Here is a 20,563-nt window from a genome sequence, read left to right on the forward strand (position 1 = left end):
TCACGAGTCAGTCCTGCCGGAGGCAGCGTCACTGCCGCGTCACCGCGCGTCGTGGCACTGGTGACGCTGTTCGACTCGGGCTTGACTCCCATGCGTGTGACGCGTCGCTGGACCGTGAATGACAAGGGCGCGACGCGTCGGTCCGCGTGAACGACACGCGCGTCGCGCGTCGGCCGCTCGTGAATGACAAGCGCGCGACGCGTCACGGCGTCGTGAACGACACGGAGGTGGCGCGTCGGGCGCACCTGAACGACACGGAGGTGGTGCGTCGAGGGCCGCGAGGCCGGCTGACCCGCAGGCGTCAGGGGCTGACGGCGTCGAGCTCTCCCACCGCGCGGCGCAGCTCGGCCGTGAGCGCCTGCACCGCGGGCACCCGCTGGGACTCGGGGCGCAGCAGCAGCTCCACCACCCGGGCGTCCAGCCCAGCGCTCGGGGCGTGCACCACGCCCGGCACGGTGCTCGCCCGCAGCGCCCAGGACGGCAGCAGCGCCACCCCGAGTCCCGCGGCCACGAGGTGCTGGACCGCGACGTGGTCGTCGGTCTCGAGCCGGACGTCGGGGGTGAAGCCCGCCGCAGCGGCGCAGCGCACGAGGTGGGCGCGGCAGCGGGGGCAGCCCGCGATCCACGGCCTGCCGGCCAGGTCCGCCAGGTGGGCCGGGGGTCGCTCACCGGCGGGCACCACCGCGTGCACGGGGTGGCTGCCCAGCGGCACCCGCAGGAGGTCCCCGGGCACGGGCTCGCTGTCGCGGGCGTGGCGGAAGACCAGCGCCAGGGACACCCGCCCCTCGCGCACGGCGGCCTCCGCCTCGGGCGGCTCGGCCTCGGTGAGCCGCACCGACAGGCCCGGTGCCCGCGCCGCCAGCGCAGCGAGCGCTCGCGGCACCACGACCGCCGAGGCGGTCGGGAAGGCCGCCAGCGACACCTCGCCCCGCACCAGTCCCGAGAGCGCGGCGAGGTCCTCCTCGGCGGCCCGCAGCACCTCTGCGAGCTCCTCCGCGCGCGCCGCGAGCACCCGGCCCGCCTCCGTGAGGGAGCTGCCGCGGCCCTCGCGCACCAGCAGGGCCGTGCCCGCCTCCGCCTCCAGCCGCGTGACCTGCTGGCTCACGGCCTGCTGCGTGGTGCCCAGCCGGGCCGCCGCGCCGGTCAGCGACCCGGCCTCCTCCACCGCGAGCAGCACGAGCAGGCGTCGGGGGTCCACCTGCCGACTGTCCCACAAGCAGCGCTTGTGGGTGCCTGCAGGGCGGCAGGGCTACCGCCTGGGAGCAGCCGCGGCCAGCGTGGAGCCATGACCGCACCCGCTTCCCCGACCAGCACGACCAGCACGACGACGGTCGGCGTCCTCGGCGGCATGAGCTGGGAGTCGACGGCGCTGTACTACCGCCTCGCCAACGAGCTGGTCCGGGACCACCGCGCCGGTGGCACCGGCGACCAGCCCGGCGAGCCGCTCGCCAGCGCCGACCTCCTGGTCCGCAGCCTCGACTTCGCCCCCGTCCGCCAGCTGCAGCTCACCGACCGCTGGGACGCCGCCGCCGAGCAGCTGCGCCGCGAGGGCCTGGCGCTCGCGGGGGCGGGCGCCGGCGTCGTCGTCGTCGCCACCAACTACATGCACAAGGCGGCCGGCCCGCTCGAGGAGGCGCTCGCCGAGCGGGGCGCGACCTTCCTGCACCTCGCGGACGTCGTGGCGCGGGCGGCGCTGGCGCGCGGGGCGCGGACGGTGGGGCTGCTCGGTGCCGGCGGCACCATGACCGAGCCGTTCTACGCCGAGCGCCTCGCAGGCTCCGGGGTGGAGGTGGTGGTGCCCGACGCCGCCGGGGTGGCCCGCGTGGACGCCGCGGTGTTCGGCGAGCTGTGCCGCGGGGTGTTCTCGCCCGGCACCCGCGCCGACGTCGCCGCCGTGGTGGCCGACCTGGCCGAGCGCGGCGCGCAGGCGGTGGGCCTGTGCTGCACCGAGCTGGAGCTGCTCCTCGGCCCCGATGACGCCCCGGCCGGCGTGCCGCTGCTGCCTTCGGCGCGGCTCCACGTCGAGGCCGCGCTGGCGGCCTCCGGTCAGGTGCCCGCCGCCGGCCCGGTCGCCGCGCTGGCGACCGTCTAGCCTCCGCCGGGTGCGCGCGCTGCAGTACGCCGAGCCCGGCGGCCCCCTGACCCTGGTCGACCTGCCCGACCCCGAGCCTCCGGTGCACGGCGCGGTGCTGGCGGTGGAGGCCACGGGCCTGTGCCGCAGCGACGTGCACGCGTGGGCCGGGCACGACCCGGACGTCGTGGTCGGCGCCCACGCCGGTCCCGGGGGCGGCGCCGCGACCCACGTCCCGGGCCACGAGCTGGCGGGCCGCGTGGTGGCCGTCGGCGCCGGCGTCGACGCGTCGTGGCTGGGACGGCGCGCGACCACCCCGTTCGTGCACGCCTGCGGCTCCTGCCCCGAGTGCGCCGCCGGTGACGGCCAGGTGTGCCGCGACCAGACCCAGCCGGGCTTCACCACCCAGGGGTCGTGGGCGGACCAGGTGGTGGTCCGCCACGCGGACGTGAACCTCGTGGAGGTGCCGGACGACGTCGACGGCGGGGCCGCCGCCCTGCTCGGCTGCCGCTTCGCCACCGCCTACCGCGGCCTGGTGCAGCGCGCGCAGCTGCGGCCCGGTGAGCGGGTGCTCGTGGTCGGCTGCGGAGGCGTGGGGCTGTCGGCGGTCGTGGTGGCCGCGGCGCTCGGAGCCGAGGTGGTGGCCGCCGACGTGGACGAGCGGGCGCTGGCCCGCGCGGTGGAGCTGGGCGCCAGCGCCACCGTGAGGACCGCGGGCCTGTCCCCGGCCGAGGTCGCCGACGCCGTGCGGGCGGCCGGCGGTGGCGCGGGACCGGCGGTCAGCGTCGACGCGGTGGGCCGGCCCGGGGCGCTGGACGCGTGCCTGCTCTCGCTGGCCCGGCGCGGCCGGCACGTGCAGATCGGCCTGGTGGCCTCCGAGCCCGTGGTCGAGGTCTCCCGCGTGGTCAGCCACGAGCTGGCGCTGCTCGGCAGCCACGGCATGGACGCCCGCAGCTACCCCGAGCTCATGGCGCTGGTCACCAGCGGCCGGCTGCGACCGCAGGACCTCGTGGCGCGCTGGCTGCCCCTGGAGGACGCCGCCGGGATCGAGGCGCTGGTGCGGGCCATGGACGGCGGCACAGCACCCGTCGGCGTCACGATGATCCGCCCGTGACCTCACAGCCGCCGTCCTCACAGCCGCCGTCCTCACCGGGCCCGCCGCTCTCGCTGGCGGACGTGGTGGCCGCGCTGGAGGCCGAGCGGGCCGACGCGACCGCGCAGGTGCGCGACCTGGAGCGGGCCGTGGCGGGGGTGGTGGAGGCCTCCCGCGACTCCAACGCCGACGACGAGCACGACCCGGAGGGCGCCACCATCGCCTTCGAGCGGGCCCAGGCCATCGCCGTCCGCGACCGCCAGCTCGCCCGGCTGCGGGAGGTGGACGCCGCTCTCGAGCGCGTCGCCACGGGGACGTTCGGACGGTGCGAGCGCTGCGGATGTGAGATCGCACCGGGAAGGCTCCTGGTCAGACCCACTTCTCACACCTGCGTCTCGTGCGCCTCTGTGAGGTAGCAGCTGAGGTTCCATATCTCACACGGCAGGTCGACGCGGTGTGAGATCGGGTCAGCGGTGGGTGCGGAAGCCGCCGTTGCTGAACAGCACCTGCCCGGTCACCCAGCCGCCGCGCGGTGACAGGAGGAACTCCACGAGGTCAGCGGTGTCCTGCGGGGTGCCCAGGCGTCCGAGCGGCGTGGCCGCTCGCCGGTGAGCACCGGGTTTTCCCGGCCCCGCGCGTGGGCAGGGAGCGGGTGTGGCGCAGGAGTTCACCCCGCGGGGGTCAGACCAGCCGTGCGTGTTCTGCAGCATCGTGCGCGGGGAGGTCTCGGCGGAGGTGGTGCACCGCACCGACACCGTGGTCGCCTTCCTCGACGCGCACCCGCTGTTCCCCGGGCACGTCCTCCTCGTGCCGGCCGTCCACGTGCAGACGTGGGACCAGCTGCCCGTCGAGCTCGCCCACGAGTGGCTCACCACGAGCCAGGCGCTGCAGCGCGCCGTCGAGGCGGCCACGGGAGCCGACGGGGCGCTGCTGCTGAACAACAACGTGGTCAGCCAGAGCGTCCCGCACGTGCACCTGCACGTGATCCCCCGCACCCGGGGTGACGGGCTGAGGTTCTTCCTCGGCCCGCGCCGCCGCTACGCGGCGGGACAGGCCCGCGAGGTGGCTGACGCCGTCCGGGAGCAGCTCGCTCCGGGGTGAGCCGCTCGGAGCTCCGGCGGGGCGGACTGGTGGTTCAGGTCCCGGTGGGGCGCTCGCGGGCCGGAGCCCCGGGGACCAGGTCCACCACGTGGTCGGCGCCGAAGATCTCCAGCGCGTGCAGCGGCTGCCCGCTGGCCCCGACCACCCGCACCCGGCGCGGCGCGACCAGGCGGGCGACCTGCACCAGCAGCCGCATGCCGGAGGAGTCCAGGAACGTGGTGTCCGTGAGGTCGACCTGCTCGACGTCACCCCACTGCGGCAGGTCGTGGAGCACGTCCTGCGTGACCGAGATGTCGACCTCGCCGCTGACCACCAGCGTGGTGGGGTCCGCGGCGTCGAGGTCGATGGTCCCCACGGGCCCGCCGACGGCGTCACCGCGCGCTGGTGCTGTCCCCACGCCCCCCATCTTGCACGGGCGGGCCCTCGATCGTCAGCCGACGTCCCCCTGGCGCACCATCACGGTGTCTCCCCTCCGCAGGCCGAGGGTGACGGCGAGGGGCTGCTGCGCCACGCTGGGGCGGTGGCGAGGAGGCGGCCGGGCGGGCACCACGAGCAGGACGACGACGGCGGGCCGCCTGGCGCGCAGACGCGCTACGAGTTCACGGCGGAGCTGTGGCGGTGGCAGGCGCGCACCGACGAGTGGGTCTTCGCGACCCTGCCCCAGGACGCGTCCGACGAGATCGCCGCGGTGCCCCGTCCGCGCGCCGGCTTCGGTGCCGTCAGGGTGACGGTCACGGTCGGCGGCTCGCGGTGGACCACCTCGATCTTCCCCGAGCCGTCGGGAGCCCCTGACGTGGAGGGCGAGCGGCGCGTCCGCTACGTGCTGCCGCTGAAGAAGGCGGTGCGCGCCCGGGAGGGCCTGGAGCTGGGCGACGAGGCGCGGGTCGCGGTGGAGACCCACCACTGAGGGCGCCCGCCGACGCCGGCGCGGTGAGCGGTGTGGGGTGCTCAGGCGCGCTTCAGCAGCGCCAGCGGGTAGACCGGGCCGGCGCCGGCCTCGCGCAGCAGCACCGAGGCGACCGTGAGCGACCAGCCGGTGCGCGTCTCGGCGTCCACCACGAGCACGGGCGCCCCGCCGGAGGCGGACACCGCCTCGCGGCCCTCCGGGGACAGCTCCAGTCGGGCCAGGGCGATGCCCGCCGCTGCGGAGGCGGGAGCGGGGCCGGCCCCCTCGCGGCGCGGTGCCTCCAGCGGCGCACCCGGCACGGCCTGCAGGGCGGGCAGCACCCGCAGGCGCCCCACCTCGCCGAGCGCCTCGGCGAGCGCGCGGGCCGCCGCCTCGCGCGCCGACGCGCCGCCGGAGCCGTCGGGCAGCCACGTCACCCACGCCGGCCGGCCCGCGGGCCAGCGCCAGCGGCCCAGCGTCCGCACGCACCCGTCGACGACGTCGGCCCACGCGGCGGACGCCGGCCCCTCGCGCAGCACGGCCGCCACGGCGTCTCCCCACGCCGGGTCCTCCCCGATGGCCAGGGCGCGGCCGGGTTCGGCCCGCACGCCCTCGGCGATCCGCCCCCGGCGGCCCGAGGTGCCCGACGGCCACATCTTGCGCGGCTCCAGCACTGTGGTCTGGCTGCGCAGGTGCCGCAGCGCGGCGGCGGCGAGCTGCTCGTCCACGTCGAGCCCCGGTGCGGGCAGGTGGCCGGTGCAGGCGGCGCAGCGGCCGCAGTCGACGGCGCCGTCGTCGTCGAGCTCGGAGCGCAGCACCCGCAGCAGGCACGGCTCTGCTCCCGGGGCCTGGAGCGCCGGGGTGGCGGCGTAGCGGCGCATCACCGCCTGCTCCGCGCGGCGCGCCGCGGCCACCCCGGCGATGCGCTCGGCGTCGTAGTGCCACGGCTCGCCGGTGGTGCGGTAGCCGCCGGCGACGCGCTCGACGGCGCCGTCGACGTCGAGCACCTTGAGCAGCGCCTCCAGCCGGCCGCGGCGCAGCCCGGCCTCCACCTCGAGCTTGGGCAGCCCGACGCCCTCCTGTCCGCCGCTGAGGCGCTCCAGCACCTCCAGCACGCGGCGGACCACGGGCTCGGGCGGGAAGGCGGTGGAGTCGAAGTAGGCCCAGATCCGCTCGTCGGCGGCGGTCGGCAGGAGCACCCCGACGGCGCCGTCCAGGGCACGGCCCGCGCGGCCGACCTGCTGGTAGTACGCCACCGGCGAGCTCGGTGCGCCGAGGTGGACGACGAAGGCCAGGCGCGGGTGGTCGTAGCCCATGCCGAGGCTGGAGGTGGCCACCAGCGCGCGCAGCTCACCGGACAGCAGCGCTGCCTCGAGGCGCTCGCGCTCGGCGGGCTCGGTGGCCGAGGAGTAGGCGGCCACCGCGTGGCCACCGCCCTCCTCGGAGGCGAGGAACTCGGCCAGCCGCGCCGTCTCGGCCACCGTGAGCGTGTAGACGATGCCGCTGCCGGAGGACTCGCGCAGGAACTGCGCGGTCCAGGCGTAGGCGTGCGCCACGTCCGGCGTCGGCACCACGGCCAGCTCGAGGCCCTCCCGGTCCAGCGGCCCGCGCAGCGTGAGCGCGGGTGTCCCGTCGGCGGAGAGCTGGGCGGCGACGTCGGCGGAGACGCGGGCGTTGGCCGTCGCCGTCGTCGCCAGCACCGGGGTGCCCTCGGGCAGCCCGGCGAGCACCGAGGCGAGGCGGCGGTAGTCGGGGCGGAAGTCGTGGCCCCAGTCGGAGATGCAGTGCGCCTCGTCCACCACGAGCAGGCCTAGGCGCGGCGCGAGCCGGGGGAGCACCCGCTGGCGGAAGCCGACGGAGTTGAGGCGCTCGGGGCTGACGAGCAGGACGTCGACGGCGTCGGCGGCGATCTGCTCCTCGATGGCGGGCCAGTCGTCGACGTTGGCGGAGTTCAGCGTGACCGCGCGCAGCCCGGAGCGCGTGGCCGCGGCCACCTGGTCGCGCATGAGCGCCAGCAGCGGGGAGACCACGAGCGTCGGGCCCGCCCCACCGACCTGGGCGTGGTGGCGCCGCAGCGCCGTGGCCACCCAGTACACCGCCGACTTGCCCCACCCGGTGCGCTGGACGACGACCACGCGGCGGCGATCGGCCACCAGCGCGCTGATGGCGGCCCACTGGTCCTCGCGCAGGCGGGCGTGCTCGCCGGCCAGGGCCCGCAGGTGCGCCTCAGCCGCCTCGCGCAGCTCGGTGGGTGTCGCTGAGGTGGTCACGGTGGTCGCGGCGCTCACGGAGCACCACTCTGCCCTGCGCCTCCGACAGCACCCCTGTCAGCGCGGGGCCGTCCAGACCGCGACGTAGCGCCAGAACAGCCAGCGCCGCACGCGCACACCCGGCAGCTGCGTCCGCAGCGCGGCGGCGATCTCCACGTACGGCTCCGCTGCCTCGCGGGTCGGAGCGGTCATGTGCGCCGGGTGCTCGGTGGCGGTCCTCGGGTGCCTGACCAGCCCGACCAGCGGGTTCAGCGCCACCGAGACCCACGAGTGGTACCGGTCGGCACGGGTGTCGCGGTAGCAGCCGACCACCACGAGCCTCCCGCCCGGGCGCAGCGCAACACGGGCCGCCGCCAGCGTCGGCTCCAGCGGGAGGTGGTGCAGGCTCGCGACGAAGGTCAGCAGGTCGACCGACCGCTCCGGCAGGGCCTCGAACGGCGCGTGCCGCACCTCGACGTTCGGCAGGGCCGCGGTGGCCGACGCGGCCAGGTCCGCGCAGCGCTCGTCCGGCTCTACGCCGGTGACCCGCGGCAGCACCCTCGCCAGCTGCCGCAGCAGGTTCCCCGTGCCGCAGCCGACGTCCACGGCGCGGGTGCCCCCCTCCGCGGCGACGCGACGGGCGTGGTGCAGCACCACCGGCGCGTAGACGTCGTCGTGCGACCAGGGGTGGCGGGCGTTGAGGGCGTCGAGCGTCCTCAGCGCCGTCGACGCCACCGCGGGGGCTGCCATGCCCGCCAGTGTGGAGGCGGCGCCGGGCCTGCAGATCACCTGCCACCGGAACAGGTGCACCCTGACGGGGCACCGCGACCGGGGGACGAGCGGAGGGGAGGCGCGCGTGGAGGCGCTCGTGCTGGGGGTCAGCGGCATGACCGGCAGGGCCGTCGCGGCCGCGCTCGCGGACGCCGGGCACCGCGTGGTGGGCACCGGCCGGTCGGCGGACCGGTTCCCCGCGGCGCTGCGCGAGCGCGGCGTGGCCTTCCTCCGTTCGGACCGCCACGACCCGGTCGAGCTGCGCGCCGCGGTCGGGAGGGGCGCGGACGTCGTCGTCGACGTGCTCGCCTTCACGGCAGCGCACGCGCGCAGCGTGCTCGAGGCGTCCCCGGACGTGGGCTCCGTCGTCGTGGTGTCGAGCAAGGCGGTGTACCGCGACGCCCAGGGTCGCCACTCCAACAGCGACGAAGCGCCCGACTTCGGCGGCCCGGTCACCGAGGACACCCCGACGCTGGCGCCGGACTGGTCGGGCGCGTACGACTCGCGCGCGGGCTACGGCCCCACAAGGCGGCGGTGGAGGCGGTGTACCGCGGTGCGGACCTGCCGGTCTCCGTGCTGCGCCCGTCGCGGGTCCACGGCCCGGGGAACGCCCACCCGCGCGAGCAGTGGGTGGTCGACAGGGTGCTGGCCGGCCAGCGCACCTTCCGCCTCCCGCACGCCGCGGGCGCCGGCAACCACCCGACGGCCGCCGCGAACCTCGCCGCGCTGGTCCTCCTGTGCGCCGAGCGGCCCGCGCACCGCGTGCTGAACTCCGCCGATCCCGGCACCCCCACGGCCGCCGAGGTGGTCACCGCCGTCGCTGCCGCGACGGGCGTCGAGGTGGAGGTCGTCGACGACGACGACGGGGACGCGGACGGCGACGTTTCGCCCTGGAGCACGTGGCCGCCCTTCTTCCTGGACACGCGGGCGTCCCGGGCGGTCGGGTACCGGCCTGCCGGCACCCACGCGCAGACGGTCGGCGCGAGCGTGGCCGAGCTCGTGGAGCGCTCGCGCTCGCGGGCACCAGCACCAGCACGACACCGGGCGACCGGGTCGCCGTGACGCTGTCCCCGCCCTCGTCCATCCCGAGCAGGGCTGGTGCCTCTGGTGCCAGGCTCTGGTCGTGCCCACCGCCGCTGCGCCGCCGTCACGGGTCCTGGCCGCCTTCGGCCTCCGCGGCGCCACCGTCACCGTGCTTCCCGGCGGTCAGGGCAGCAGCTGGCTGGTCTCGCCAGCCCCAGCCCCAGCCCCGGCGCCCGACGCGGCGACCGGCTCGGGGCGCCCGGCGGCGCCCCTGGTGCTCAAGCCCGTCGAGGGCGACCTGCAGGCCGAGGAGGTCGCCTGGCTGGCCGAGGTCCTGGCGCCGCTGTGCGTCGCACCGGCGCACGAGGTCGGCTTCCGCCTGCCTGCTCCGGTGCCGGGACCCGGGGACCGGTGGGTCGTCGACGGCTGGAGCGCCACCACCTGGGCCGCCGGCGAGCCCGGCCCCGCCGGCCGCTGGGTGGACCTGCTGGCCACCGCGCGGGCCTTCTCGACGGCCCTCGCCCCCCTGCCGCGGCCCGGGTTCCTCGAGCGCCGCACCGACCCGTGGGCGGTGGCCGACCGCGCCGCCTGGGGCGAGCAGCCGCTGGAGGTCCTCCCCGACCAGCGCGCGCTCGTGGACGGGCTGCGGCAGCTCGCCCGGCGCGGTGACCGCCACCCGCGAGCCGACCAGCTCGTCCACGGCGACATGACGGGGAACGTGCTCTTCGCCGAGGGACTGCCCCCGGCGGTCATCGACGTCTCGCCGTACTGGAGGCCGGCGGCCTACGCGGGCGCGGTGGTCGTCGCGGACGGACTGCTGTGGTGGGGCCAGGACGGCGGCCTGGTCTCCGCGGCCGGCGAGAGCGGGGACGTGGGTCTGGTGGCGCGGGCGCTGCTGTTCCGGCTGCTCACCGACGTGCAGCTGGTGGGGGACGGCTGCGACGACGTCACCGCGAGAGGTGCTCAGGGCGCGGTGCCGCTGCGGGCGGTCGACGTGGCGCGCTACCGGCGCGCGCTGGACGTGCTCGGGGGCGCGGGCGCGTGAGCGGCGCCCGTGACGTGGAGCGAGCTGTCGCGGCCATGACCGCCGCCCTGCAGCCGAGCGCCGACCACGAGTGGAGCGCGCCCGCGGGAGACCTCGACTGGAGCTGCTGGCAGACCACCGCCCACGTCGCGCACGACCTGCTCGCCTACGCGTGCCAGGTCACCGCTCGACCTCGCGACGCCTACCTCCCGCTCGACCTCGTGGTGCGCCCCGACGCCTCTCCGTCGCAGCTGCTGCAGGCCGTCCGGACCTCCGCGTCGCTGCTGGTCCTCGCGCTGGACGCCGCTGACCCCCGGGCACGGGCGTGGCACTTCGGGACGACCGACCCCAGCGGTTTCGCGGTGCTCGGCGTCAACGAGCTGCTGGTCCACGCCTGGGACGTCTGCCAGGGCCTGGGGCTGGGCTTCGAGCCGCCGGAAGACCTGGCGCGGGGGGTCCTGGACCGGCTGTGGACGCGCGCCCCCGCCGGGTCGCCGTGGCAGGTGCTGCTGTGGTGCACCGGCCGGGTGGCGCTGCCGGGGCACCCGCGGGCGGGTGGCTGGGTGGAGCCCTCTCCCGCCCCCTGCGGGGACGACCGGGACTGGTGAGCTCACAGCGGGCGGGAGGGCGCTGCCGGCGAGCAGGGCGACGACCGCCGCCTCCTGGCGGCAGGCGTCGCGGTGGCGGGGGACGGTTCAGCCGGACGGCGACCTCGGGCCCCCGCGTGCGCCCGCTGCGGCCTCAGGTGGAGCCGATGACCACCGCTGTGGGTACGCGACGCCGGTACCGGACGAGCCGTCCCGACCAGCATGCAGAAGTCTGCCGGCGGGCGCCCAGCGGACGTCGCGGAGGAGTTCTGCATGTCGGTCGGGACGACCCGGCTGGCTGAGCCGTGACGACCGACGTGCAGGAACCCGTCGGAGGACCCACTGGGCGCCTGCCGGCGCACCCCCGCACGTCCGTCGTCCCGGCCGCCCTCAGCCACCGGGCGGGAGCTGCGCGTCAGGCCAGGCCGAGCACGTCCAGCGCCCACGCGTCCTCGAACGCCCGCTCGCGCCACGCCTCGTAGCGGCCCGACCGGCCGCCGTGCCCACCGTCGACCTCGGTCTTCAGCAGCACGCCGGGGGCGCCGTCGGGGGCCTGGGCCCGCATCCGCGCCACTCACTTGAACGGCTCCACGTAGAGCACGCGCGTGTCGTGCAGGCTGGTGGTGACCAGCAGCTGCGGCCACGTCGGTGACCCCGGCCCGCCGTCGGCGGCCGACGGCAGGTTCTCCGTGGGGGCGTAGCCCTTGATCAGCGCGTACGCCTCGGGGTCGCGGATCGGGTCGCCCCACTCCTCCTGCTCGGGCACGGTCAGCGGCAGCGACTCGTCGAGCATCGTCGTGAGGGGGTCGACGAAGGGCACCGCGGCCAGCACCCCGGCGAACAGCTGGGGCGCGAGGTTCAGCGCCGCACCGACGAGCAGCCCACCCGCTGAGCCGCCGGAGGCGACCAGCCGCGCCGGGTCGACGAAGCGCTCGCGGCCCAGGTGCTCGGCGGCCGCGACGAAGTCGGTGAAGGTGTTGCGCTTGCGGGCCAGGCGCCCGTCCTCGTACCAGCGCCGCCCCAGCTCGCCGCCGCCGCGCACGTGCGCCACGGCGAAGACCACGCCGCGGTCCAGCAGCGACAGCCGCGGCACGGAGAACCACGGGTCGAGGCTGACCTCGTAGCTGCCGTAGCCGTACAGGTACCCCGGGGCGGTCCCGTCGACGGCGACGTCGGCGCGGCGCACCACCGACAGCGGCACCCGCACACCGTCGGGGGCGGTGGCCCAGGTGCGCTCCTCGACGTAGGCCGAGGCGTCGTACCCGCCGCGCACCGGCGTCTCGCGCCGCAGCACCAGCTGCCCGTCGCGCTCACCGGCGGACAGGTCGAGGTCGACCACGCGCACCGGCGTGGTGAAGGACGTCTGCTGCAGCCGCAGCAGCGGCGCCTCGAAGGAGGGGTTGCCCGCCAGCACCGAGGAGGCGAGGGCCGTGGGCACCGGCACCTCCTCCGGCGCGCCCAGCACGCCGTCTCGCCCGACCCTGAGGACGGCGACGCGCGGCAGCGCCTCGCGCCGCCACGAGACCGCCACGTGACCGGCGAAGGCGTCGACGTCCTCCAGCCGGCGCCCGGGCTCGTGGCCGATGACGGTGGTCCACCGCTGGTGGGCGGTCGCCGGGTCGGCGGACCCGTCCAGCACGCCGTCGGCGTCCAGCAGGGCCAGGGCGAAGTCGGGGGCGTCGTCGTCGTGGAGCACCAGCAGCACGTCGCGTCCGCCGCTGCCGGCGGGCAGCACCGCGTGGTCGACGGAGTACTCCACGCCGTCGCGCCGCCCCGCCACCGACACCGGCACCTCGCCGGGGGCGCGGTCCGGTCCACCGGCGTCGAGCAGCCAGACCTCGGAGGTGTTCTTCGACCCCGCCGAGAGCACGAGGAAGCGCCCCGAGCGGGTGCGCCCGACGCCCAGCCAGTAGCGCTCGTCGTCCTCGCGCAGCACCACGGCGTCCCCGGTGCCGTCCGGTGCGCTCTCGCCGAGCACGTGCCGGCGCACCTCGAAGGGGCGCCAGGCCTCGTCGACCACGGAGTACAGCAGCGTGCGGGAGTCCGAGGCCCAGGTGGCCCCGTGCCCCAGGCCGGCGACGGCGACCTCGAGGTCCGCACCCGTGACGAGGTCGCGCACGCGCAGCGTGAAGCGCTCGTCGCCGGTGGTGTCCGCCGACCAGGCCAGCAGCTGCCCGTCAGGGCTCACCGAGGCGGCCCCCAGGGCGAAGAAGGCGGCGTCGCCCGCCTCGACGTTGCCGTCCAGCAGCACCTGCTCCCCGGGCAGCGCGGAGCCGTCCCCGGGCAGCGCCGGCGGCTCCCAGCCCTCCGGGGAGCCGGCGGGCGCCTCGGCCCGCACCCGGCAGATGAGCCCGTACTGCTGGCCCTCCACCGTGCGCCGGTAGTACCACCACGCGCCGTCGCGGGAGGGCACGGACAGGTCGCTCTCCTGCGTGCGGGAGCGCACCTCCTCGAACAGCTGCTCGCGCAGCTGCTCCAGGTGCGCGGTGCGCGCCGCGGCCCACGCGTTCTCGGCGTCGACCAGCTCGCGGACGGCCGGGTCCTCGGCGTCGCGCAGCCACTCGTGCTCGTCGACGACGACGTCACCGTGGTTCACCCGCTCCACGCGCTCCCGGCGCGCCACCGGCGGGTGCTGCGGGGCGGTCGTCACGTCGGCGGCGCTGCTCACGCGCCCGACCCTACGGCGCCGGCCGTGCCGCGGATCAGCCCCCGGGCACCCAGCCGACGGCGAGGACGGTGGTGTCGTCGGCGCGGGCGGACACCGAGCGCATCAGCTGGTCGCACAGGGCGTCCAGCGATCCGGCGCTGCTGCTGGCCGTGGTGATCACGCGCTGCAGCCGCTCGGCCCACTCCGAGCGGCGCTCCTCCACGAGCCCGTCGGAGTACAGCAGCAGCGCACCGCCGGGCTCCAGCGCCACCTCCGCGGCAGTGTACTCGACCTCGTCGATCAGGCCGACCGCCGGTCCGCGCAGGCCGTCGTCGACGAGCTGCGCGGCGCCGTCCCCGGCGCGCACCACCAGCGGGGGGTGCCCGGCGTTGGCGACCCGCGCCCGTCCCGTGGCCGGGTCGACCACCACGACGACGGCGGTGGCGAGCTCACCGGTCAGCAGCCGGGTGACCAGCTCGTTGAGGCGCTCCAGCGCCTGCCCGGGGTCCCGCGTGGCCAGCACGTAGGCGCGCAGCGCGTTGCGCATCTGCGCGCTGATGGCCGACGCGGCCAGCCCGTGGCCGGCGACGTCGCCGAGCACCACCGCGGTGCAGCCGTCGGACAGCGGGACGATGTCGTACCAGTCCCCGCCGACCACGTCGTCGCTGTGGGGCACGTAGCGCACGGCGAGGTCGAGCCCGGGGACGTCGGGCAGCTTCTCCAGCAGCAGCGTCTGCTGCAGCGCCGTGGCGAGCCGGTTGGTCCGCTCCACCTCGCGCAGCATCGAGTCGGACAGGTGCTGGGCGAAGCCGAGGGCGGCCTCCACCTCGTGAGGGGCCCACGCCACGGCGGTCAGCCGCTTGGTCTCGCTCCACGCCTCGAAGGAGTGCCGCGGGCTCAGCCGCAGGCCCCCGCCGCCGTCGTCGTCGAGGACCACCTTGCTCGAGCGCGGGTCGCCGCCCCAGGTGACCTCCTGCAGCACCTCCGGGCGGAACCAGGCGACCAGGTCGCCCGGCTGGCCGCCGGACACGGGAGCGGCGAGCACTCCGCTGGCCACCTCCCAGACCTCCCGGGCGTCGACCCCGCCGGCTGCTGCGACGTCACCGCCCGCGCCGCCCGCGCCGCCGGCGCCGACGACGCCGGGGGCCGCGGCGGCGAGCGACGAGGTCACCAGCGGCTCGTCGGACAGGAGCGCGGACAGGGCGGTGACCACCGACGGCGGCGGGGCGGCGCCCAGCAGGCGCAGCTCGCCGTGCACGCGCAGCGCGGCGCCGCCGCAGGGCACGAGGTCGGCGATGGTCACCGACTCCCGGGTCAGGGCCTCCAGCGGCAGGTCGGGGGTGGCGGCGAGCAGCTCGGTGAGCCGGGCGCGCACGCGCGCGGCGGCCACGACGTCCTGGTCGGCCTCGCGGCCCACCACCACCGGCAGCAGCAGCGAGGCCGTGCGGCCCAGGAACTCGGCGGCGGTGCGCACCGGGACGCTCGGGCGGTGGGGGCCGGCGTAGTGGTGGCAGGCGATTAGGCCCCACAGCCGGTCGCCGTGCATCAGGGAGATCGACATGGACGCCGCGACGCCCATGTTGCGCAGGTACTGCAGGTGGACGGGGGAGACGCTGCGCAGCACCGCCAGCGACAGGTCGAGCGGCGCCCCCGTCGGCTGCGCCGGCTCCAGCGGGACCGGGAGGTAGGTGGCGGTGGGGATGATCCGCAGCCACTGGCGGGCGTACAGCGCCCTGGCCTGCGCAGGGATGTCGGACGCGGGGTAGCGCAGCCCGAGGAAGGGCTCGAGGTCCTCGCGGCGGTCCTCGGCGAGCACCTCGCCGTTCCACTCCTCGTCGAAGCGGTAGACCATCACCCGGTCGAAGCCGGTCAGGTGCCTCACCCCGGTGGCCAGGCCCTCGGCGAGGTCCAGCACGCTGCCGGCGTCCTGCAGCCGGCGCAGCACGGTCGGGAGCTGCAGGTGCCAGGGCCTCGCGGACCCCTCGTCACCGGCGGCCGGCTCGAGCTCGAGGACGACCACGGCGGCTGCGCCGGCCTGGTCGGGGACCCGGTGGGCGACCGCGTGGTGGCGGCGGCCGGACCCGGGCGGCAGCTCCACGGGCTCGGTGGTGGTGGCCTGGTCGTCCTCACCAGCGGCCACGGCCGCCACGAGGGACGCGAGCTGGGGCGACAGGTCCGGCAGGCGCGCACCGGCCGCGGCTGCCGGGCCGAGGGCGGCCGCGGAGCCCGCGGACGCCGACAGCACCGGGAGGCCCGCGGAGGCGGAGCCCACCACCAGCAGGTGGCCGTGCGGCTGCACGGACCCCGGCACGCGGATCGGCTCGTCGGCGCAGGCGGCCGCTGCGGCGGCCAGCGCGGCGTCGCCGTCGAACGGGTCCACCGACGGGGGCGGCGCTGCGGCGGTGGACGAGGGCCGCGAGGGTTGCACGGAGCTCCAGCTGTCGAGGGCGGGTCGTGCGAAGAGGGTCTCCGTCAGGTCACGATGAGGACCGGGGACGGATCACCACGTGTGCGCTCGGCCGTCGCGGGTAGGTCCGTGCCATCATCGCACCGCTGCTGCGCCACCCGCCGACTTGGAGGTCCCGTGCACCTCAGCTACGGGCTCCGGCTCCCCACGGACGTGCGCCACGTCCCGGTGGTCCGGCACCTGGCCACCGCCACGCTCACCGAGCTGGGGGTGAGCCCGTCGAGCATCGACGACATCGCCCTCGCCGTGACCGAGGCCTGCAGCAACGTGGTCCAGCACGCGGGCTCCGGGGCGGACTTCGAGGTCCGCGTCAGCGTGGAGGGCGAGTGGTGCCGCATCGAGGTGGTCGACGGCGGCGGCGGGTTCGACCCGGCGCGCGCGGCCGCCGAGGTGCTCGCCGAGGGGCCCAGCAGCGACCTCACGCACGGCCGGGGCCTGGGGCTCATGCGCATCCTCGTGGACCAGCTGCACTTCGTTCCGGGGGAGAGCGGCACCACGGTGGTGCTGGTCAAGCACCTGCAGCTGCTGCCCGGGTCGGTGCTGGCGGCGGCGCTCCGGATGGGGCAGGACGCGCGAGAGGGCGCCTGAGGCCTCGGCCCCGGGCGCCCTCCGGCGTCGGACGACGTGCTGAGCCGCTGGGCTCAGGACTCCAGCGAGGCGTCGAGCGTGATCTCCACGCCGGTCAGCGCCTTGCTGATCGGGCAGCCGGCCTTGGCGTCGGCGGCGGCCTTCTGGAAGCCGGCCTCGTCGAGGCCCTCGACCTCGCCGACCACGGTCAGCTTGATGCCGGTGAGCTTGAAGCCGCCGTTCGCGGAGTCCGGGCCGAGGGAGACGTCGGCCTTGACCTCGAGGGACTGCGGGGTGCCGCCGGCCTGGGCGATGAGGGCGGACAGCTGCATGGCGAAGCAGGAGGAGTGCGCCGCAGCGACGAGCTCCTCGGGGCTGGTGGTGCCGTCGGCGTCGTCAGCGGCGCGCTTGGGGAAGGACACGGTGTAGGTGCCGACGCCGGAGCTGGTGAGCTCGACCTGGCCGGAGCCCTGCTCCAGGGTGCCGTTCCAGGCGGTGCGCGCGGTGCGGGTGGGCATCTCGTCTCCTCGTGTCTCGACGTGTCGCCCGCGCGCACCGGACGAGCCGGGCGCGCGGGCTGGTGCTTACCGGCAACAACATATCGTGCACGACAGGTGTTCCCCGTCGGCGGGTCAGCCGGCGATCTCCACCCTGCCCGGTGGCAGCACCGCGTGCACGCCGTGGACGCCGCCGTTGACCACCTGGGTCACCCGCAGGTCCACGGCGGCCGACGCCAGCGCCAGCGCCCGCTGCCGCGAGAGGGCGTGGCGCGAGCACAGCAGGTCCACCACGCCGCCGAGCGCGTCGGCGGCCGCCTCGTCCAGGGAGGTGCCGGTGCCGAAGACGACGACGCCGGCCGGCGTGCTCGCCCACGGACGTAGCCCCGGCAGCGCCGCGGCGAGGTCGACGGCGGGGTCGGCGGCGTCCTCGCGGCCGTGCAGCACCAGCTGGAGCTCCAGGACCTCCAGCGGGCACTCCAGCGCCACGCCGGCCACCTCGCCGTCGCCCTGCGCGGCGTGCCCGTCCCCGAAGGACAGCAGCGCCCCGGGCACCTCCACCGGCAGGAAGAGCGCCGAGCCCGCCACCAGCTCGCGGCAGTCGAGGTTGCCTCCGGTGCGTCGCGGCGGGACGGTCGAGCGCGGTCCGGCGCCCGCGGGGACGGCCGGGCAGGTGCCCACCAGCCCGGGGAAGGCCCGCACCGCCACGACGTCGCCGAACTGGTCGACGGCGCGGGTGCGCTCGTCGTCGAGCTGCCACACGAGCACCTCACGTGGCAGCGCGTCGACGCCGGCGGCGCGGTCGGCGAAGGTCTCCCGCGACCCCGCCCCCGTCAGCGCCCACGCCCCGGGCCGCACGTCGAGCACGCGGACCTCCAGCACGTCGCCCGGGCGCGCGCCGCGCACCGCCACGGGTCCCGTCAGCGCGTGGCCGGGGTCGAGCACGGGGTCGTGCCCGGGCCAGCCCATCAGCTCCCCGGAGGACAGGGCCTGCGGCGGCTGCTCGGGCGCGTGCCAGCCCGAGTCGAGCGCCGACGCCACGAGGACGTCGCCGTCGTCGACCACCAGGGCCGCCGGCAGCGACGGGTCGAAGCGTCCGTGCAGCGTCCCCCCGCCCGGGGCGAGGCGGTGCCTCACGCCGAGGCGCCGCGCAGGGGGAGCAGCAGCTCGGACAGGGGCGCGCGGCTGCGCGCCAGCTCGCGGCTGCGGCTCTTCTCGTCCAGCGAGGCCAGGTCGCCCTGGCGGCCCACGGCCACCACCACCAGCGGCTCCACGCCGCCCGGCACCTCGAAGACCTCACGCACCCGGTCCACCTCGAAGCCGCCCATGGTGTGCACCACCAGGCCGTCGGCCGCGGCCTGCACCGTGAGGTGCGCGACGGCCTGGCCGGCGTCGAGGTCGGCCCAGCGCAGGTCCTTCCCCTCCGGCGTGGTGCGCTCGGCGGCGACGAGGACCAGCGCGGAGGCCTTCGCGGCCCAGGCGGTGTTGAAGCCCATGAGCGTGCCGAACAGGGCGTCGTGCTCGGGGGTGCCGCGCAGGGCCAGCGCGAAGCGCCACGGCTGGGTGTTGCTGGCGCTGGGCGACCAGCGGGCCGCCTCCATCAGGCGCGCGGCGGTCTCGGCGTCGAGCACGTGCTCGGGGTCGAAGGCGCGGGTGCTCCAGCGCTCGGACAGGAGCGGGTGCACGTCCTGCGCGCCGGTGGGCGCCGCGGTGGTCGGCAGGGAGGTGGTGGTCACGTGACCGGTGAGCGACGGGCGTCGCCCGTTTCTTCCCGCCGCCGCGGCGCCACCGCGGCAGGTGCTCCGGACGGCGGGGTCACAGGTGCCCGAGCCGAGCCCTCACCACGGCGTACGCGCCGTACGCGGCGAAGCCCGCGCCCACGCAGCCCAGCAGCACCGACCCCGCCGGCAGCAGCAGCAGCGCCCGCAGCGCGGCGTCGAGCCCGCCCGCCTCGCGCGGGTCGTTGGTGACCGCCGCCACCACGAACAGCACGCCCACCACGCCCAGCGCCAGGCCCTTGGCGGAGTACCCGACCACCCCGGCGACGTCCACGCCCCGGCGCGCCGGCCCCTCGGGCAGGCGCAGGTCCTTCCGGAACCGCAGCCGCACCCCCTTGGCCACGTGGTAGAGCCCCACGCCCACCACGGCCAGGCCCGCCGCCGCCACCGCCGCGGTGCCGAGGAGGTTCTCCATGAGCTGCTCGGTGACGTCGTCGCTGGTGTCCTCGGTGTCGGTGTGGCCGCCGGCGGCGTACGTCACCGCCGTCACCACCACCGCGCTGTAGACCACCCCCTTGGCGAGGTCCTTCAGCCCCGCGGAGCGCTGGCGCCACCGCAGCTCCAGCGCCCCGTCCACCAGGTGCCACAGCGCCAGCGCCGCCAGCGCGGCGCTGGCGGCCCACAGCAGCACCTGCCCGCCGGGGGTCCCGGCCACGGCCGCCAGGGCGCCGCCCTGGTCGGCCGTGCCGCTGCGCACGCCCACCGCGAGGCGCACCGCGAGCGCCCCGATGAGCACGTGCAGCAGGCCGGACAGGGCGTACCCCACGCGCGCCACCGGCTCCAGGTGCTCGCGGGCCGCGCGGGCGCCGTCCTCGACGTCGTCGGAGACCTCGCCGTCCCCGTCGCGGTCCAGCCAGGTGCGCAGCCGCCGCAGGAGGCCCTTCGCCTCGACGGCGGCCTGGGCCGCGGACGGGCTCAGAGCTCGCCCCAGCGGGCGCGCACGAAGCACCAGACCCCGTACAGGGCGAAGCCCACGCCCACCGCCACCAGGAGGGCCACGCCGAAGGGCGCGCCCACCAGCGTCCGCATGGCGGCGTCGAGCCCACCGGCCTCGGAGGGGTCGCTGCGCACCGCCGCCACCACGAACAGCGCGCCGACCACCGCCAGCGCGACGCCCTCGGCCAGGTACCCGGCGCGGCCCGCCCACAGGGCGGCCCGGCCGGCCCGCCCCCGGGGGCCTGCGGACCGGCCACCGCGCAGGTCGTCCCGGACCTTGCGGGAGCACCCCTTGTAGACGAGGTACCCGCCGACGCCGAGCACAGCCAGGCCCACCGCCCCCACGAGCAGCACTCCGCCGGGGGAGCCCATGAGGGCGGCCGTGACGTCGTCGGTGGCGGACTCCGACGACGACGACCCGCCGCGCGCGAAGGTCAGCGCCGTGCCCGCCAGCACCAGGTAGGTGACTCCCTTGCCCAGGCCCTTCGCGGCCTCCTGCGCGTCCTTGGCGCGGGCCTCGAGGGCGCCGTCGAGCAGCTGCCACAGCCCCAGCGCGGCCAGGGCGACCACCGCCGCCCACAGGGCGAACGCGCCGAACGGGGTGCGGGCCACCTCGCCGAGGGCGCCGCTGGAGTCCGCGCTGCTTCCTGACCCGCCGCCCAGGGCGATGCGGACGGCGAGCACGCCGATGAGCACGTGCAGCACGCCGGAGACCACGAACCCGGCGCGCGCCACCGGCTCCAGGCGCTCGCGCGCCTGCCGGGCGCGGTGCTCGGCGTCCGCCCCGGCCCGCCGGCCGGCTGCGGCCGCCGGCTCTCGGGAGGGTGGCACAGCGCACATGGTGGACCCGCAGACCTCCACCGGCA

The 20,563-nt window shown here is 76.9% G+C and carries 21 protein-coding genes and 2 pseudogenes; 10 read left to right on the plus strand and 13 right to left on the minus strand.

Going from position 1 to position 20,563, the window contains the following annotated elements:
- Positions 1-301 precede the first annotated feature (301 nt).
- Positions 302-1,198 (minus strand): LysR family transcriptional regulator, encoded by an 897-nt coding sequence (locus FHN55_RS17295; RefSeq protein WP_139713574.1) that lies wholly within the window; start codon positions 1,196-1,198, stop codon positions 302-304.
- A gap of 87 nt (positions 1,199-1,285) precedes the next feature.
- Here FHN55_RS17295 and FHN55_RS17300 point away from each other — a divergent pair, with 87 nt between their 5' ends.
- The 3 genes from FHN55_RS17300 to FHN55_RS17310 are packed head-to-tail and all read left to right on the plus strand — an operon-like array spanning position 1,286 to position 3,580.
- Complete coding sequence (locus tag FHN55_RS17300) at positions 1,286-2,092, plus strand: aspartate/glutamate racemase family protein (RefSeq protein WP_139713575.1); 807 nt, start codon at positions 1,286-1,288, stop codon at positions 2,090-2,092.
- Between the two features lie 10 nt (positions 2,093-2,102).
- Positions 2,103-3,185, plus strand: a complete 1,083-nt coding sequence (locus FHN55_RS17305; RefSeq protein ID WP_218974776.1) for a zinc-binding dehydrogenase — start codon at positions 2,103-2,105, stop codon at positions 3,183-3,185.
- The gene (locus FHN55_RS17310; protein ID WP_257571099.1) at positions 3,182-3,580 is read left to right on the plus strand and encodes a TraR/DksA C4-type zinc finger protein; all 399 of its coding nucleotides are present in this window, start codon (positions 3,182-3,184) and stop codon (positions 3,578-3,580) included. Before FHN55_RS17305 ends, FHN55_RS17310 begins: the two co-directional genes overlap by 4 nt.
- A gap of 51 nt (positions 3,581-3,631) precedes the next feature.
- Here FHN55_RS17310 and FHN55_RS23850 read toward each other — a convergent pair.
- Positions 3,632-3,769, minus strand: a pseudogene (locus FHN55_RS23850) (SDR family oxidoreductase); the annotation flags it as partial.
- A 91-nt stretch (positions 3,770-3,860) separates the two neighbouring features.
- On the opposite strand from FHN55_RS23850, the gene FHN55_RS17320 reads away from it, so the two are divergent.
- Complete coding sequence (locus tag FHN55_RS17320) at positions 3,861-4,265, plus strand: HIT family protein (RefSeq protein ID WP_257571100.1); 405 nt, start codon at positions 3,861-3,863, stop codon at positions 4,263-4,265.
- Between the two features lie 34 nt (positions 4,266-4,299).
- On the opposite strand, the gene FHN55_RS17325 is transcribed toward FHN55_RS17320, so the two are convergent.
- Positions 4,300-4,662, minus strand: coding sequence for an STAS domain-containing protein (locus tag FHN55_RS17325; RefSeq protein ID WP_139713578.1), 363 nt, complete (start codon positions 4,660-4,662; stop codon positions 4,300-4,302).
- A gap of 123 nt (positions 4,663-4,785) precedes the next feature.
- On the opposite strand from FHN55_RS17325, the gene FHN55_RS17330 reads away from it, so the two are divergent.
- On the plus strand, positions 4,786-5,172 hold the full coding sequence (locus FHN55_RS17330) for a DUF1905 domain-containing protein (RefSeq protein WP_139713579.1): 387 nt from the start codon (positions 4,786-4,788) through the stop codon (positions 5,170-5,172).
- Positions 5,173-5,213: 41 nt separating this feature from the next.
- On the opposite strand, the gene FHN55_RS17335 is transcribed toward FHN55_RS17330, so the two are convergent.
- Positions 5,214-7,439 carry a DEAD/DEAH box helicase gene (locus FHN55_RS17335; protein ID WP_139713580.1) on the minus strand — a complete coding sequence of 742 codons (2,226 nt, stop codon included), beginning with the start codon at positions 7,437-7,439 and terminating at the stop codon, positions 5,214-5,216.
- A 39-nt stretch (positions 7,440-7,478) separates the two neighbouring features.
- Positions 7,479-8,150, minus strand: a complete 672-nt coding sequence (locus tag FHN55_RS17340) for a bifunctional 2-polyprenyl-6-hydroxyphenol methylase/3-demethylubiquinol 3-O-methyltransferase UbiG (protein WP_139713581.1) — start codon at positions 8,148-8,150, stop codon at positions 7,479-7,481.
- Between FHN55_RS17340 and FHN55_RS24320 the strand changes: the two are divergent.
- The 4 genes and pseudogenes from FHN55_RS24320 to FHN55_RS17360 form a co-directional block, all read left to right on the plus strand.
- A pseudogene (locus FHN55_RS24320) lies at positions 8,149-8,586 on the plus strand (NAD-dependent epimerase/dehydratase family protein); the annotation flags it as partial. The gene FHN55_RS17340 and the pseudogene FHN55_RS24320 overlap by 2 nt on opposite strands.
- Positions 8,587-8,705: 119 nt before the next feature.
- A complete protein-coding gene (locus tag FHN55_RS23855; RefSeq protein WP_257571101.1) occupies positions 8,706-9,233 on the plus strand; it encodes a hypothetical protein in 528 nt (175 codons plus the stop codon).
- 61 nt (positions 9,234-9,294) lie between these two features.
- Entirely contained in the window at positions 9,295-10,239 is a 945-nt protein-coding gene (locus FHN55_RS17355) for an aminoglycoside phosphotransferase (protein WP_139713584.1), read from the plus strand.
- A complete protein-coding gene (locus FHN55_RS17360) occupies positions 10,236-10,826 on the plus strand; it encodes a maleylpyruvate isomerase family mycothiol-dependent enzyme (RefSeq protein ID WP_257571102.1) in 591 nt (196 codons plus the stop codon). The genes FHN55_RS17355 and FHN55_RS17360 overlap by 4 nt, the downstream gene beginning before the upstream one ends.
- Positions 10,827-11,220: 394 nt before the next feature.
- Here FHN55_RS17360 and FHN55_RS23325 read toward each other — a convergent pair whose 3' ends face one another.
- The 3 genes from FHN55_RS23325 to FHN55_RS17370 are packed head-to-tail and all read right to left on the minus strand — an operon-like array spanning position 11,221 to position 15,880.
- Positions 11,221-11,370 carry a hypothetical protein gene (locus FHN55_RS23325; RefSeq protein ID WP_218974778.1) on the minus strand — a complete coding sequence of 50 codons (150 nt, stop codon included), beginning with the start codon at positions 11,368-11,370 and terminating at the stop codon, positions 11,221-11,223.
- 9 nt (positions 11,371-11,379) lie between these two features.
- Positions 11,380-13,473, minus strand: coding sequence for a S9 family peptidase (locus tag FHN55_RS17365; protein ID WP_218974779.1), 2,094 nt, complete (start codon positions 13,471-13,473; stop codon positions 11,380-11,382).
- 34 nt (positions 13,474-13,507) lie between these two features.
- Positions 13,508-15,880 carry a GAF domain-containing SpoIIE family protein phosphatase gene (locus FHN55_RS17370; RefSeq protein ID WP_139713585.1) on the minus strand — a complete coding sequence of 791 codons (2,373 nt, stop codon included), beginning with the start codon at positions 15,878-15,880 and terminating at the stop codon, positions 13,508-13,510.
- A 156-nt stretch (positions 15,881-16,036) separates the two neighbouring features.
- Here FHN55_RS17370 and FHN55_RS17375 point away from each other — a divergent pair, with 156 nt between their 5' ends.
- On the plus strand, positions 16,037-16,507 hold the full coding sequence (locus FHN55_RS17375) for an ATP-binding protein (RefSeq protein ID WP_180357917.1): 471 nt from the start codon (positions 16,037-16,039) through the stop codon (positions 16,505-16,507).
- A gap of 53 nt (positions 16,508-16,560) precedes the next feature.
- On the opposite strand, the gene FHN55_RS17380 is transcribed toward FHN55_RS17375, so the two are convergent.
- The 5 genes from FHN55_RS17380 to FHN55_RS17400 all read right to left on the minus strand — a co-directional run bounded on the left by FHN55_RS17380 (position 16,561) and on the right by FHN55_RS17400 (position 20,528).
- Positions 16,561-17,004: an OsmC family peroxiredoxin gene (locus FHN55_RS17380; protein ID WP_139713587.1), complete on the minus strand. Its 444-nt coding sequence runs from the start codon at positions 17,002-17,004 to the stop codon at positions 16,561-16,563.
- Positions 17,005-17,118: 114 nt separating this feature from the next.
- On the minus strand, positions 17,119-18,120 hold the full coding sequence (locus tag FHN55_RS17385; RefSeq protein ID WP_139713588.1) for an acetamidase/formamidase family protein: 1,002 nt from the start codon (positions 18,118-18,120) through the stop codon (positions 17,119-17,121).
- Entirely contained in the window at positions 18,117-18,719 is a 603-nt protein-coding gene (locus FHN55_RS17390; protein WP_218974780.1) for a nitroreductase family protein, read from the minus strand. The genes FHN55_RS17385 and FHN55_RS17390 overlap by 4 nt, the downstream gene beginning before the upstream one ends.
- 79 nt (positions 18,720-18,798) lie before the next feature.
- The gene (locus FHN55_RS17395) at positions 18,799-19,710 is read right to left on the minus strand and encodes a DUF1206 domain-containing protein (RefSeq protein ID WP_218974781.1); all 912 of its coding nucleotides are present in this window, start codon (positions 19,708-19,710) and stop codon (positions 18,799-18,801) included.
- Positions 19,677-20,528 (minus strand): DUF1206 domain-containing protein, encoded by an 852-nt coding sequence (locus FHN55_RS17400; RefSeq protein WP_218974782.1) that lies wholly within the window; start codon positions 20,526-20,528, stop codon positions 19,677-19,679. Before FHN55_RS17400 ends, FHN55_RS17395 begins: the two co-directional genes overlap by 34 nt.
- Positions 20,529-20,563: the final 35 nt, after the last annotated feature.

The sequence above is a fragment of the Streptomyces sp. NP160 genome (assembly GCF_006335115.1).
Lineage (GTDB): Bacteria > Actinomycetota > Actinomycetes > Actinomycetales > Quadrisphaeraceae > Quadrisphaera.